Source organism: Cupriavidus pampae (assembly GCF_914271485.1).
Lineage (GTDB): Bacteria > Pseudomonadota > Gammaproteobacteria > Burkholderiales > Burkholderiaceae > Cupriavidus > Cupriavidus pampae.
In genome coordinates this window covers 213,379-227,818 of record NZ_CAJZAG010000003.1, presented here as the reverse complement: position 1 = coordinate 227,818, position 14,440 = coordinate 213,379, and the positions used below count along the sequence as shown (strand labels likewise).

12 protein-coding genes are annotated in these 14,440 nt (G+C 66.1%); 5 read left to right on the top strand and 7 right to left on the bottom strand.

From position 1 onward, the window contains the following. Nucleotides 1–35: 35 nt before the first annotated feature. The 5 genes from LDO41_RS08775 to LDO41_RS08755 form a co-directional block, all read right to left on the bottom strand. Entirely contained in the window at nt 36–1,115 is a 1,080-nt protein-coding gene (locus tag LDO41_RS08775) for a glycosyltransferase family 4 protein (protein ID WP_223984961.1), read from the bottom strand. Beyond that, on the bottom strand, nt 1,112–2,389 hold the full coding sequence (locus LDO41_RS08770) for a lipopolysaccharide biosynthesis protein (protein ID WP_223984959.1): 1,278 nt from the start codon (nt 2,387–2,389) through the stop codon (nt 1,112–1,114). Before LDO41_RS08770 ends, LDO41_RS08775 begins: the two co-directional genes overlap by 4 nt. Beyond that, nucleotides 2,386–3,543, bottom strand: a complete 1,158-nt coding sequence (locus LDO41_RS08765) for a glycosyltransferase (RefSeq protein WP_223984957.1) — start codon at nt 3,541–3,543, stop codon at nt 2,386–2,388. The genes LDO41_RS08770 and LDO41_RS08765 overlap by 4 nt, the downstream gene beginning before the upstream one ends. After that, nucleotides 3,543–4,778, bottom strand: coding sequence for an exopolysaccharide biosynthesis polyprenyl glycosylphosphotransferase (locus tag LDO41_RS08760; RefSeq protein WP_377744474.1), 1,236 nt, complete (start codon nt 4,776–4,778; stop codon nt 3,543–3,545). Before LDO41_RS08760 ends, LDO41_RS08765 begins: the two co-directional genes overlap by 1 nt. Before the next feature lie 112 nt (nt 4,779–4,890). After that, the gene (locus tag LDO41_RS08755) at nt 4,891–6,078 is read right to left on the bottom strand and encodes a glycosyltransferase family 4 protein (protein ID WP_223984955.1); all 1,188 of its coding nucleotides are present in this window, start codon (nt 6,076–6,078) and stop codon (nt 4,891–4,893) included. Between the two features lie 335 nt (nt 6,079–6,413). On the opposite strand from LDO41_RS08755, the gene LDO41_RS08750 reads away from it, so the two are divergent. The 5 genes from LDO41_RS08750 to LDO41_RS08730 all read left to right on the top strand — a co-directional run bounded on the left by LDO41_RS08750 (nt 6,414) and on the right by LDO41_RS08730 (nt 12,531). Continuing rightward, on the top strand, nt 6,414–7,799 hold the full coding sequence (locus tag LDO41_RS08750) for a phosphomannomutase/phosphoglucomutase (protein WP_223984952.1): 1,386 nt from the start codon (nt 6,414–6,416) through the stop codon (nt 7,797–7,799). Then, nucleotides 7,780–8,883, top strand: a complete 1,104-nt coding sequence (waaC, locus tag LDO41_RS08745) for a lipopolysaccharide heptosyltransferase I (protein WP_223984943.1) — start codon at nt 7,780–7,782, stop codon at nt 8,881–8,883. The genes LDO41_RS08750 and waaC overlap by 20 nt, the downstream gene beginning before the upstream one ends. Beyond that, nucleotides 8,883–10,160, top strand: coding sequence for a lipid IV(A) 3-deoxy-D-manno-octulosonic acid transferase (gene waaA, locus LDO41_RS08740; protein ID WP_223984941.1), 1,278 nt, complete (start codon nt 8,883–8,885; stop codon nt 10,158–10,160). The genes waaC and waaA overlap by 1 nt, the downstream gene beginning before the upstream one ends. Before the next feature lie 213 nt (nt 10,161–10,373). Further along, nucleotides 10,374–11,180, top strand: coding sequence for an META and DUF4377 domain-containing protein (locus LDO41_RS08735; protein WP_223984939.1), 807 nt, complete (start codon nt 10,374–10,376; stop codon nt 11,178–11,180). A gap of 118 nt (nt 11,181–11,298) precedes the next feature. Further along, nucleotides 11,299–12,531 carry an O-antigen ligase family protein gene (locus LDO41_RS08730; RefSeq protein ID WP_223984937.1) on the top strand — a complete coding sequence of 411 codons (1,233 nt, stop codon included), beginning with the start codon at nt 11,299–11,301 and terminating at the stop codon, nt 12,529–12,531. Nucleotides 12,532–12,536: 5 nt separating this feature from the next. Here LDO41_RS08730 and LDO41_RS08725 read toward each other — a convergent pair whose 3' ends face one another. Both LDO41_RS08725 and LDO41_RS08720 read right to left on the bottom strand, forming a co-directional pair. Next, the gene (locus LDO41_RS08725) at nt 12,537–13,970 is read right to left on the bottom strand and encodes a TolC family outer membrane protein (RefSeq protein WP_223984935.1); all 1,434 of its coding nucleotides are present in this window, start codon (nt 13,968–13,970) and stop codon (nt 12,537–12,539) included. 142 nt (nt 13,971–14,112) lie between these two features. Continuing rightward, nucleotides 14,113–14,436 carry a rhodanese-like domain-containing protein gene (locus LDO41_RS08720; protein WP_223984933.1) on the bottom strand — a complete coding sequence of 108 codons (324 nt, stop codon included), beginning with the start codon at nt 14,434–14,436 and terminating at the stop codon, nt 14,113–14,115. Nucleotides 14,437–14,440: the final 4 nt, after the last annotated feature.

The following is a 14,440-nucleotide window of genomic DNA, read 5'->3' as shown; positions in this document are numbered from 1 at the left end:
CTTACGAATCTTGATAAGCGGAGATTGTACGCGAGTCACCTGGCCAGAACCGATTGCCAGGCTTCCAGAATCACGGCGGCATCGTAACGTTGTGCCACACTTTGGCCATTGCTGGCGAGGTGCCGGCGCAGATCATCGTCCTCGATCAGTCGTCGAATCGATCCTGCCATTGCCGCGGCATCATCGACGTCAACGAGCAAGCCATTCTCTCCATCGCGGATGATCTCCCTCGGTCCGGTTTCACAATTCGTGGAGATCACCGACAGACCGAACGCCATCGCCTCAACCAGGACGAGTCCAAATCCCTCGTAGCGGGAACTCATGCACAGGATCGAGGCGTTGCGATACTGTGCGCCGATATCCTGGGTGGCACCCGGCAGTTCGACTGCGCTCTCGAGGCCGAGCGAGCGAATTTGCCGCGCGAGCGCGTCGCGTTCCTCCCCCTCCCCAACGATGACAAGCTTCCAGTCGGGATGTAAGGGCGCAACGATCTTCCATGCCTGCAGGAGCATGTCGAAGCCCTTCTCGGGTACGAGCCGTCCGACCGCAATGACTGTCCTGGCATCGCCGCTGACGGGTGCAGGTTGAACAGGAAAGGGAATCGCATTGGGGACGACCACCACCTTGCTGCGTGGATGCAACGATTGTTGCCACCGCAGGCGGTCTCGTTCGGTCAGCACGACGACGGCGTCGTCATAGCGCGCCGCAAGCCGGCGGGCCAGGCGCCGCGTCCGACGCCCAAGATCCTGGTCGAAGTGACAATGCTCCCAGGCAATACGACGCACATCGAGGCCCAGCGTAGCTGGCACCGTGAACAACGTCAGCATCGTGTCGACTTCGACCAGCACATCGACTTCATGCGTGCGCACGAAGCGTCGAATGCCCATAACCGTAGCCAGATACTCCCGCTTGAACGAAGGCCGCGCTTCGAACAATGCGTGGTGCACCACGTTTGCGTGCAGCGGAAACACGCCGGCCCGGTCATACAGGCTGAGGATCAGCACGCGATAGCCGCGCTCGGCCAGTCCATTGGCGATGACCGCCGTCATTCGCTCCGCGCCGGCGAACGCATTGAGCGTCCCCGTCAGGAAACACACCGTCGGCAGCGTCGTCATGGGGCTGCCATGCTTGGCGCCGGCCGGCAGCGCCAGTACAGTGCCAGACCGACCAGCACCGCGACGGCATTGCCCAGTCCATAGCCCGCCACGGCGCCCCAATTGCCGTAGCGCGGGACCACGGCGAGGTCGAACAGCAGTGTGACGGCGAACACCGCGAGCCATTTGGCCGCGATCCACTCCGGCCGGCGCAGATGCACGGCCAGCAGTGTGAGACCCACATCGGCGAATACCAGTGCCGTCAGCAGGGCTGCGGCTTGCAGCAAGGTAACGGTTGGCGCGAACGCGTGACCGTACAGCAGATGGACGATCCATGGCGCGCATGCGGCAATGACGGCGCCGCCGAGCAGGCCGACCGCCGCGAGTGCAACCGCGACGCGGCCGGCGTTGGTGCGAGCTTCGGCGAGATTGCCACGCGCATACACGTAGGCTGGCGCGACACCGGCCGCGAGCACGCTGGCGAGCACCGTGAAGTTGTCGAGGATCTGCATGCAAGCCGCATAGGCCCCGAAATCCGCGGCGGCCACCGCCGGTTGCAGCACCAGTTGGTCCACGCGTCGCGCGGCCATCATCAGGATAAAGCTACCCCAGAACAACGCGCCACTGGTCAGCAGGTCATGCAGGCGCGTGCGCTGCCAGTCGACGCTGAACAGACCGCCGACGCGATGCTCGCGCATGCGCAGCCGGAAATAGAGCATCTGCAGCGCCGCCACCACGATGGCCTCGATTGCGAACGCGGCCGCATAGCCGCTGACTTCGCGCACGCCGTACAGGAACAGCGCGCCGACCAGCGCCGCCTTGGTGCCGACCGCCAGCACGTTGAACAGTACGCCGGGTCGGTTATGCGTGCGGGCCTGCATCCACGCGCTGACCACGCCGAACGGTTCGCGCAGCAGGATCGCAATGCCGAGCAGCAAGGCTGCGTGCCAGATTTCCGCGTCCGGTGACGTGATGCCGAGGTAGCCGCACATCAGCAGATAGCCGATGACGCCGCCCCCGAGCCGCAGCGCGAAGGCATGCGCGAGCAGTGCGTGCCGGGTCCGTTCGGCATCGGGTCCGGACGCGGCCACCAGGCGCGGCACCACGACTTCGGCCGCGCACACGAGCGCGAACGATGCGGCAATCAGCACCACCGACTGCGCGTACTGGAAATGCGCGAAACCCACGGGGCCGAGCGCGCGCGCGAGCATCGCCACCACGACGACACCGATACCGACCTGCAGGCCGCGTTCGAACAGCATCCAGACGAGATTGGCCGCGACGCGTGGCTTCATGCGGCCTCCAGTCGCGCATCGCGCGGCGATGCACGCAGCGCCCGATAGCATGCGAGCCAGCGTTGTGCCACGGTGTCGAGCGCGCTGGTCGCGCGTACGTGGTCGCGGCGCATGGCTTGTGCGTGCGCGTCGCCACGGCCTGCTCGCAGGGTCGCGCTGATAGCCGCAGCGAGCGCCTCGGCGTCTCCACGCGGCACGATCATGCCGCCTTCGGCAGTGTTGCCGATGATCTCGCGCGCGCCCGGTGCGTCGGTCGATACCACGGGGCAGCCGCTCGCCAGCGCTTCCGCCAGCACCAGCGGTGAGCCTTCGATGTCGGACGAGAGCGCAAACGCGTCGGCGGCGTCGAGCAGCGCGGGGATGTCCTGGCGCGGGCCAAGCAACTGCACGCGATCGTCCAGGCCCAGTGTCGCGATCTGGTTCGCCAGCGCCTCGGCCAACGGCCCCCCGCCGGCCATCAGCAGCTGTGCGCGTGCGTTATCGAGCCGCGCGAACGCATCGATCAACAGATGCTGCGCCTTCTCGGGCACGAGCCGCCCCACATGCAGCAGTAGCGGTGTGGCGTCATCGAGGCCGAAGCTGGCGCGCGTGGCGGCACGCCGTGCGACGTCATGGCGAAAGCGTTCGATATCGATGCCATTCGGCATCACGACCATGCGCGCGGCTGGCACTGCACCGGCGGCGATCATGCCCGCGCGCCCGGCTTCGCTCACATGCGTCGTCAGCGCGCACCAGTGATCGGTCAGCCGATAGGCCAGCATGCGCGCGGTGCCGCCTTCGCGAAAACTGTGCGCAGTGCAGACCAGGGGCGGACAACGCACGATGCGCGTGAGCACACGCGCAAACAGGTTGGCATGCACCATGTGCGCATGGATGATGTCGGGACGCCATGCACGGACCAACGCGCGTGCCCGGCACAGCGCGCGCGCGAAGCCGAGCGGCGTCTTGCGCATCGCCAGCTCGATCACTTCGACGTCGGCCGGCACCTCGACCTCGCGTCCGGGCGACAGGCTCACGATCGCGACGGCATGGCCCAGTGCGCGGAACGCGCCGGCCAGCGCGGCCACCTGATACTCGGCGCCACCGACCTTGAGGCCGGTCAGCATCAGCATGATGCGCAGCGGGGCGGGTGTGGGGTCGTGGCGCAATGCCATCAGCGCGCCCCGTATCCCGTCAGCAGCGTGCGCACGGTCTTGACCGCGATCAGCAGATCGAGCGCAAACGAGCAATGCTTGACGTAATAGAGGTCGTAGCTGAGCTTGGTGATGGTTTCCTCGTGGCTGCCCACGTAGCCCTGCTGCACCTGTGCCCAGCCGGACAGGCCGGGCCGCACGAGGTGGCGATAGGGGTAGTAGGCGATGGTCTCCGCAAACTTGTCCACCATCGGTACCTGCTCGGGGCGCGGGCCGATGAAGCTCATCTCGGCCACGAGCACGTTCCAGAGCTGGGGTAGCTCGTCGAGGCGATACTTGCGAATGACGCGGCCGACGCGCGTCACGCGCGGGTCGTGGCGCGCGGCAAACTGCGCGGGCGCATCGGCCTGCGTGGCCATGCTGCGGAACTTGAGCATCGTGAACGTCGTGCCGAAGCGGCCCACGCGCGTTTGCCGAAACAATACGGGGCCCGGCGATTCAAGGCGAATCGCCAGCGCCGTCAGCAGCGCGGCCGGTAACACCAGCGGCGCGAGGACGAGCACCGCGGCAACGTCGATCACACGCTTGATAAAGCCATACAGGTAGTGCCGGGCGTAGTCGTCGAGAAAGTTCTCGTCGATATGGGTCAGGCCCACGCGGCCGGTCAGCATCTCGCCGACGCGTTCCACGGAATACATGCGCACATGGCCCAGCTTGAAGCGCGCCAGCGCGCGCGTGCGTTCGGGGTCGGCGGTGGCGGCACGGTCCAGCATCAGGCCATCGCAGTGCGCGGCCTCCTCGAGCGAACCGATGCGCATAAAGCGCATCGCACTCGGTGCCGCGGCGCCGGGCATCGAGAGAATGCCGTCGAGCTGCGCCAGCGCGCGCGGATCGGTATAGCCGAACACCGGCACATAGTTCTGCACGAAGCGCCGGTAACCGAATCCGCTCCAGGCGACCGTGGTCAGGTAGGCGAGCAGCAGTGCGCCGCGCGAGTACTCGATATGAAACGCCGCAAAGGCCAGCAGCAGCAAGGCGAATGGCAGGGTGGCGGCCACGCCGACAAGGCTGTTGCCTTCGATCGACGGCAAATGCAGCGAGCGATGCAACAGCACGAATGCGCTCAGGTACGGCACCACCGACCAGGCCATGGTGCGCGTGAACACATAGGTGACGATGCCGGCGTGGCGCAGGCCCTCGGCGAGAATCAGGTTGAGGCCGAACAGCAGCAGGCCGAGCAGAGCCCAGCTCAGCATGCGGCTGGCGCGGCGCGCGGTCTCCGATGAGGCCACAGCGGCTGGCCCACCGATGGCACTGTCGACGGCGCTGCGTGGCGTCGCGTGTGGGGTGTCCTTGTGCAGGCTCACTTCAGGCGCCCTCCTTGTCGGCACGGGGGTGGGCATGGGCGAGGTCAGCCGAGCGGCCCGCCAGTGCCTGGCGATAGACGCGCCATGTGGCATCGGCCATTGCATCGAGGCCGAAGTCGCGTACATAGCGGGCACGTGCCTGCGCGCCGAGCGCGGCGCGCAGGGCGGGCGACGCCGCCAGTTCGCGCAGGGCGTGGGCCAGCGCGTCAACGTCGTTGCCGGCGATCAGGCGGGCATCGGCGCCATCGGCACCGTCGGCATGTCCAAGCTGCTCGCGAATGCCGGGCAGATCCGACGCGACAACTGGCAGGCCCGCGCGCATCGCCTCGAGCACCGACAGCGGCAGACCTTCGTGATCGGAGATCAGCGCGAATATCTGCGCCGACGCGAGCCACGCCGCGATATCGGCAACGTTACCGCACAGCGAGATCCGTCCGGGTGCCACGCGCTCCGCGAGGGCTTGCAATTCCGCGATCGCAGGCCCTGCGCCAGCGATGACGAGTTCACTGCCGTCCAACGCAGGATCCTCGCACGCCTGCGCAAACGCTCGAATCAGCAGATCGGGCCGCTTGGGTGCGGCCAGGCGCGCGACCATCACGATACGTCGCAGCGGGGCGTCCGATTGCGCGCGTAGCGGCGTGTCGGCAACGCCGTTGCGAATCACGTCAATGCGTGCCGCCGGGATCGGCAGCGACGCCGCCAGCGCGCGCTCGGCTTGCGCCACGCAGATCAGGCGCGTGGTCACCGGGGCCAGACACCATTCGGTGATGCGCGCGGCCAAGCGGCGCAACATCGGGGCGGCGGGCTTGAAGGCGAAGCCGTGCACCGTATAGACCACCGGCACACCCAGCCACCATGCCGCCAGGCGGCCGAGCGCGCCGGCCTTGGCGCTGTGCACGTGAACGAGGTCCGGCGCGGCGGCGCGCAGCGCGCGCAGGACTTCGAGAAACGCGCCCACGGCGCGCCATGGCGACAGCCGGTTGTCGAGGCGGTGCAACACCATCGTCCGAGTGCCGGCGGCCTGCGCGGCGGTGAACAGCGGGCCATTGCCGCCGGCCAGCACCGTGGCGTCGACGCGGCCACGCAGTGCGCGCAGCAGATCGGCAACGTGCGTCTGCGCGCCCCCGATCTCGGAGTTCGTGATCAGGTAGGCGACGCGGGGGTGGGGTGGAGCGGGTGGGGTGGGCACGAAGGCGGTCGGACTGACGATGGGACGATATTATCTCGGCGGTTACGCGGAACGTCGGCCGGTGCTGGATACCGTGCGACGGCGCACGTTGCAGTGCCGCACCGCGGCGGCAAACTGTGACGGCAAGCGATTGCAACGAAATCCCGGCACGAAATCCCTGTACGAAAGCCGGGCGCCAAAGCGCAGGATCAGACGAACTCGGATGGTCGAATGCGCGTAACTCGGCGATTATAACTGCCGCCGTCGCCGCAATCCGGCAAAATGGCGCCTTTGGACCCGCCCCCTGGCAGTGCCTGCCAGGTGACGGACACACCGCACTCCCGGAAGGACGATCTATGCAAATTGACCCCTCGATCTTCAAGGCCTACGACATTCGCGGCATTGTCGGCCGCACGCTGACTGTGGAAGTGGCCCGCCAGATCGGCCTCTCGTTCGGTTCGGCGGCCGTCGAACTGGGCGAAAAGGCCGTGGTGGTTGGCCGCGATGGCCGTCTGTCGGGCCCCGATCTGCTTGGTGGCCTCGTGGAAGGCCTGCGTGCCGCGGGCGTCGATGTGATCGACCTCGGCATGGTCGCGACCCCGATCGTCTACTTCGGTACCAATATCGAGATCGATGGCCGTCGTGCCACGTCGGGCATCATGGTGACCGGCAGCCACAACCCGCCCGATTACAACGGCTTCAAGATGGTGCTCGCCGGCAAGGCGATTTATGGCGAGCAGATCCAGGCGCTGCGTCAGCGCATCGAAGCGGCCAAGTTTAATCAGGGCAGCGGCAGCTACAAGCTCGTCGATATCCGCCAGCAGTACCTCGAGCGCATCCTCGGCGATGTGAAGCTCGCGCGGCCGATGAAGGTCGCGCTCGACGCCGGTAACGGCGTGGCCGGTGCCTTCGTCGGCGATCTGTTCCGTGGCCTCGGTTGCGAGGTGGTCGAGTTGTTCTGCGACGTCGATGGCAACTTCCCGAACCACCATCCCGATCCCGCGCACGTCGAAAACCTGCAGGACCTGATGAAGACGTTGCGCGAGACCGATTGCGAGATCGGCCTGGCCTTCGATGGCGACGGCGATCGTCTGGGCGTGGTGACCAAGGATGGTCAGGTCATCTTCCCCGATCGCCAGCTGATGTTGTTCGCCGAGGAGATCCTGTCGCGCAATCCTGGCGCGCAGGTGATCTACGACGTCAAATGCACGGGCAAGCTGGCCCCGTGGATTCGCCAGCACGGCGGCGAGCCGCTGATGTGGAAGACCGGCCATTCGCTGGTCAAGGCCAAGCTCAAGGAAACCGGTGCGCCGATCGCCGGCGAGATGAGCGGCCACGTGTTTTTCAAGGACCGCTGGTACGGCTTCGACGATGGCCTCTACACGGGCGCGCGCCTGCTGGAAATCCTGTCACGTCATGACGATCCGGGCGCCGTGCTCAACGCGCTGCCGAACGCGAACAATACGCCTGAGCTTCAGCTCAAGTGCGCCGAGGGCGAGCCGTTCACGCTGCTCGACAAGATTCGCGCGAATGCGAAATTCGACGGTGCGCGCGAGGTCATCACGATCGATGGCGTGCGCGTCGAATACCCAGATGGTTTCGGTCTCGCACGGCCGTCGAACACCACGCCCGTGGTCGTAATGCGCTTTGAAGCGGACAACGATGCGGCGCTCGCACGCATCCAGGCCGAGTTCAAGCGTGTGATCCTGGCCGAGAAGCCGGATGCGCAGCTCCCGTTCTGAGCGGATGACGCAGCCGCTCATGGCGCCGGCGGACGATCTCGCGCCGGCGTCGTATCCCCATGCGCTGCCGGCGGACTTCGTGCCCGCGCGCATCCTGATCGTCAAGGTTTCATCGCTCGGTGACGTGGTTCACAACATGCCGCTGGTGCACGACCTGCGCGCGCGCTGGCCCGCATGCGAGATCGACTGGGTCGTGGAAGAGGGCTACGTAGACCTCGTGCGCCTGTTACCGGAGGTTTCGCACGTGATCCCGTTCGCGTTGCGGCGCTGGCGCAAGCGTTTCTACCGGCGCGATACGTGGCGCGAACTCGCGGCCTTGCGCGATGCGATTCGCGCGCGGCCCTATGACGCCGTGCTCGAGACCCAGGGTCTGCTCAAGACTGCCGTGGTCGCGCGCACTGCCGCACGCGTGGCGGGCGCGCCAGTGGTCGGGCTCGCCAATGCCACGCAGGGTTCGGGCTACGAGCCGGCCGCGCGGCTGTTCTACACCGCGCCGGTCACGGTGCCACGTCAGACCCATTCGGTACGCCGCTCGCGTCTGCTGGGCGCGGCGCTGACCGCGATCACGCCACCGGAGCCACCACGCTTCTTTGGCGAGCGCGCGCGCTCGCTGCATATCAACGATCCGCTGTGGGCCGATCTGCCCGCACGCTATGCGGTGTGCTTCCATGCCACGGCTGGCGCGAAGAAGCGCTGGCCCGTGCCGAGCTGGCATGCGCTGGGCCAGCGCCTGCACGCGGAAGGTTTGACGGTATTGCTGCCGTGGGGCAACGAGGCTGAACGGCGCGATGCCGAGACCATTGCCGCGGGCATTCCCGGCGCGCGCGTGTTGCCGCGTTTCTCGGTGATGCAGGGCTTTGGCCTGATCAATCGCGCGGAGGTCGTGATCGGCGTCGATACCGGCCTTGTGCATATCTCGGCGGCGCTGTGCCGTCCGACGGTAGAGATCTATACGGCCACGTGGCGCTGGAAGACCGAAGGCTACTGGTCCGATCGCATCGCCAACGTGGGGGACGACGGTATCGTGCCGTCCGTCGATGAAGTTTATGCCGCCGCCACGCGCGTGCGCGGTGCGGAGTCTTGATGCTGCGGTTGCTTTATACGTTGTTGTGGATCGTGATCCTGCCCGTGGCGCTGCTGCGCCTGGTCTGGCGCGCGCGCAAGGAACCGGGATACGTCCATCATGTTGGCGAGCGGCTCGGCCGCTACGACGACATCCCCGCGCAGGGTCCGTGGCTCTGGGTCCACGCGGTGTCAGTGGGCGAGACCCGTGCCGCGCAGCCGTTGGTCGAGGCGCTGCTCGCCGCCCATCCCAATCATCGCGTGCTGCTCACGCATATGACGCCGACGGGACGCCAGACCGGGCAGCAGTTGTTCGGCGCCAATGCGCGCGTGCAGCAATGCTACGTGCCATACGACGTGCCCTGGCTCGTGCGACGTTTTCTGCGGCATTTCCGGCCCGAGGCGGCGCTGCTGATGGAAACCGAGGTGTGGCCGAATCTCGTGCACGGCACGCGCGAAGCCGGCGTGCCGCTGTATCTCGTCAATGCACGGTTGTCGCCGCGCAGCTATCGCCGTACCGCGCGCTTTGGCAACGCGGCGTCGGCGATCTATCAGAACTTCACCGAGGTGCTGGCGCAAACACCGGGCGATGCGGAGCGTTATCGCGCGCTGGGCATGACGCGCGTGACGATCACGGGCAACCTCAAGTTCGATATGCAGCCGCCGGAGCCGCTGCTCGCGCGCGGCAAGGCGTTGCGACGCGCATTTGGCGAGCGCGCCGTGCTGGCTGCGGCGAGCACGCGCGAGGGCGAGGAGGCGATGCTGCTCGACGCATTTATTCGCTGGCCGGGCGAAGCACGCCCGGCGCTGCTGCTGATCCCACGGCACCCGCAACGCTTCGATGAAGTGGCAGCGCTCGCCACGCGGCTAGGCTTTACCGTACAGCGTCGCAGCGCGTTGGATGTCGACGCTGACGGACCGGCGCCGATCACGGCGGACATCGTGCTTGGCGATTCGATGGGCGAGATGCCGATGTACTTCGCGGCCTCGGACATCGCGTTTATCGGCGGCAGTCTGATGCCGCTCGGTGGACAGAACCTGATCGAGGCCTGCGCCTGCGGCACACCCGTGCTGATCGGCCCGCATACGTTCAACTTCGCGCAGGCCACCGAGGATGCCATTGCGGCCGGCGCGTGCGAACGTGTCGACAACGCGGACGTGCTGATGACCACCGCCGCCCGCATTCTGGCCGACCGCAAGGCGCTGCGCGAGATGCGGGCGAATGCGCTGGCCTTCGCGGGGATGCATCGCGGCGCCACCGCGCGTACGCTGTCGACACTGGCGCCGGCCTTGCGCTAAAGACATGCGCGGTGCCTGGCACAGCCGTTGCGCGCCATGCACATGAGGCGCCGTGATGGACACGGTAACGTCGCGCCAGCGGTAAGGCGGGGGCAAATGCTGCGCTTGCGTGTAGATTTGCCGCGTAGTTATCGACATTATTTGCGACATTGTTTGCGACGTTTTTCCGCCATGCAAGGCGGCGCCATGACAGAACAACCAAGGAGCGGATTCATGCCGAACATTCAGCGCTTGCCCGCCACGCTCACCCTTGCGACTCTGGCATTGTTGAGCGCGTGTACCACGACCACCACAGCGGACTCGCCAGGCGCGGGCGCGAGCCTCACGCAGACGCAGTCCGACGGTCCCTCCCGTTGGGAACTCGTCCGCTGGCAGCAGGCCGATGGCACGCTGCGCGAGTTGCCACAAGGCGACAACGGTCAGCCCGTGATCTTCGAGTTCAATAGCGGCATCGATGCGGCGCAGGGGACCGTCAGCGGTAACAGCGGCTGCAACCGCTTTACGGGCAGCTACGGCAAGACATCCACCGGCATTCGCTTCGATCGGATTGCCGGCACGCGCATGGCTTGCCCTGGCGAGCGCATGGGGTTCGAGAGCGCGCTGCTGCGCGCGATGCAGTCGCCTTTCACGACTGTCGCGTCGCAACCGTCCGCCACGCCGCAGGGGCGCCAGATCATCTGGAAGACTGCCGAGGGCGATCTGCTCCAGTTCGCCGAACGCGAAGGCGTGGGTCGCCGTGGCGCGAAGATCGACGCGGCATCCGGGGTCGAGAAAATCGTCTATATCGACTCGCAACGCGTGGAATGCACGGGCGTCGGCCGCATGCAGTGCTATCGCTGGCGCGAGAGCGAGGATGCGGCATGGCAACTCTGGTACGGTCCGATCGAAGGGCTCGACTTCGAATCGGGCGTGGCCTACAAGCTGCGCGTGCGCGAATACCGCGTGCCGAACCCTCCCGCCGACGCGTCGTCGATTCGCTGGCAGTTGCTGAAGGTGGAAGAGCGCCGCCGCGGCGGGTAACCTAGCCGGAAAGGGCAGGGGAGAGGCGCTTGTGACGATCCTCTATAATGCGCCGTCGGCATGACCGTCATGCCGGAACAGGGTCGAAGACCCACGCCTCCAAAGTTTTCCTCGACCCATGATCGCACGTACTCCCAGGCTTTCGGTTGCTGCCGACGCCCTCCTGTTCGCCTTTCCGATTCTGGTGCTTTGTGTCCCGCGCGGAGCGGGAGTCTTCATGGGCGCCGTCGTTTTGCTGGCGCTGCTCGGCTGGCGGCGTATGGGCGTTGCGTGGCGAGCTTACGGGGCCGTGCTGAAGCCGATCACTTGCGCGGTACTGGCGTTCATTCTGATTTACGTCGGATCAAAGCTCTACTTCCATACGCACTGGGATGTCGTCGACAATCCCTCGCGCGCCTTGCTCGCGGTGCTCGCATGCTGGGTTGTCGTGGCACAGGCACCGCGGCCGGAATGGATGTGGCGAGGGCTCACTGTCGGTCTTTTCTGCGCATTGCTGATCGTCTTGGGGCAACGGTACATTGGCGGGCAATTGCGCCCGTCGGGATTCATTCAGGCGATTGCCTTTGCCAATATGGTGGCGGCGCTGGGGCTCATTAGTTTCGCGAGGCCCGGTGACACCATGCGCGCCCATGTGATGGCCTGGTTCGGCGTCATCTGCGCGGCGCTGATCCTGATGCTCAATGGCACGCGTGGCGCGATGCTGGCAATGCTGGTGACGGTTTTCCCCCTTCTGCTGGTCCGCTATCGCCGCTTCAGTCTGCGCATGTTCGTGATCTCCACCGCAGCCGTTGCGGTGCTGGCGGTAGGGTCCTATATCGTGCCACACAGTCCCGTAGCGGATCGTGTGGATCAGGTCGTCGACGACATCCGCCAGTTCACGCAAGGCAATATCGAAACGTCCGTGGGCGTGCGCCTGAAGATCTGGCACATCGGCCTTCAGTACGCGGCCGCGCATCCGTTGACCGGCGCTGGTGTCGGTCAATTCGCACGAATCCTGCACGAGTCGTCGTTCTGCCAACAGACCAACTCGCTGGCATGCGTTCTCGAGCATGCGCATAACGACATGGTCGAGGCGGTCTCGACGGTTGGTATCCCGGGGCTGCTAGCGTTGCTCGGTCTTTTCCTGGTGCCCGCCGAACTGTTCCGACGCAGCCTCGCCGCCAGCCGTCGCAACGGGAGTTCGCAGGGCGTCAGCCTTGGCGGGGCCGGACTCGGCGTAGTGATGGCAAGTCTGATCTGCGGTCTCACGCAGGTGACCATGGCGCATCAGGCCAACATCGTGTTCTATGCCGGCGTGACGGGTGTACTGCTTGGCCTTGCGGCCATCGAGGCGCGCCGCGGAGCGGCGTAGCGGCGTTACCGTACGATCGCGTTCGCCGGCGGGGCAACCCGCGGCGCGTTATTACGCGGCCCCAGATTGTTCAGTCGCTTCCAATCCGGTAGCTCGTACATCGCGCCCGTGTGCTCGGTCAGCAGCGTGTTGATCTGCACCACATCGTCTTCCGACAGCACGCCGGTGCTCGCCTTCAGCCGCAGACCGTTCATGATCGTGTCGTAGCGTGCTTTCGACAGGTCGCGACGCGTCTGGAACAGCTGCGCCTCCGCATTCAGTACGTCGATGTTGATCCGCACCCCGACTTCATACCCCAGCTGGTTGGACTCCACCGCGCTCAGCGCCGAGCGTTCTGCGGCTTCCAGCGCCTTGACCTGCGCCAGCCCGTTGTACACGCCCGAATAGGTCTGGCGCGCGTTCTGCGCGGCCGTACGGCGCGCGAACTCGAGGTCCGATGCGGCGCGGTCGGCCAGCGCCAGCGTCTCGCGCACTCGCGACTGGATCGCACCACCGGCGAAGATCGGAATCGTCAGCTGCACGCCCACCTGCGAACTGTTGTAGCGCGCTGCCTGATTCACGATCTGCGTCTGTGTGCCCGTGGCATTGGTGTAGCCATAGGACGCGACCAGATCGACCGAGGGCAGGTGACCGCCCTTGGCCTTGCTCGTTTCGCGCTCGGCGGTCTCGAGGTTGTAGTTGGCCAGGCTGACCTGCAGGTTGCTCTGCTCGGCCTGCGACGCCCACGCGTTCACGTCCGCGGGTACCGGTCCCGGAATCTGCGCCTGTGCCCGCAGGCCAAGCAGCTCATCGACCGATTTGCCGGTGATCTGCTGCAGCGTGGCGCGGCTGACTTCGAGCGCGCTCGTGGTGGCGATCTCGGTGGAGGTCGCCAGGTCGTAGCGTGCCTGGGCGTCGTTGGCGTCGGTGATGGTCGAGGTGCCGACCTCGAAATTACGCTTGGCCTGTTCGAGCTGCTCGCCAATGGCCTTCTTCTGCGCCTGCGCCAGATACAGGTTGTCCTGCGCGGCCAGCACATCGAAATATGATTGCGAGGCGCGCGTGATCAGATCGAGCTGCGCCTGCTGGAACGAGACCTCGCCCGCGAGCGAGGCCAGCTCGCCCTGCTTGTACGTTTCCCAGCGGTCCCAGCGGAACAGTGGCTGGGTCAGTTGCAGCGCCCACGCGCTGTTGTTGATAAAGCGATCGGCCTCGACGGGCGAATACTGGTCGACCTTGGTCCGATTCGAGCCCGCGGTGCCGGCCACGTACGGCAGCAATCCCGCTCGTGCCTGGGGCAGTCGCTCTCTGGTGGCCAGCAACTGGGCACGGGCACTGGCAAATTGCGCGTCATTGGATTGCGCATCGCGGAAGACCTGCAGCAGGTCCGCGGCCGATGCCGGCAGGTGTAGCAATACCAGCGACGCGGCGAGTGCCAGTGACTTTGGCGCGAGACTCATGACTTCTCCAGCTTGCCGCGCTGGGCGCGGTCAATTATCGGGTGCGATCGGGTGCGACGGTGAATTGGTGTGAAGCGGAACGCTGGACTGCGAAATCCGCGCCCCCGGACGCGGACCCTTGCTGCGGAGAAGATTCAGAACATCAATACTGCGGCACCGAGGGATCGACCTCGGTGGACCAGGCGTGGATGCCGCCGGTCAGGTTGTACACATGCGCATAGCCCTGACGCTCGAGAAAGCTTGCCACCTGCATGCTGCGCGCACCGTGGTGGCAGATGCAGACGATCTCGGCCTCGTCGTCGAGCTCGCCCATGCGGGCCGGAATCTGCCCCATCGGAATATGCGTAATGCCGGGCATCGCGGCGGTGCGGAGCTCGAGGTCCTCGCGCACGTCGAGCAGCACCGGCTTCTTGCGATCGGGTGCGGCCAGCCACTGCGACAGTTCGGTTGCGGAAATCACCTGCATGCGA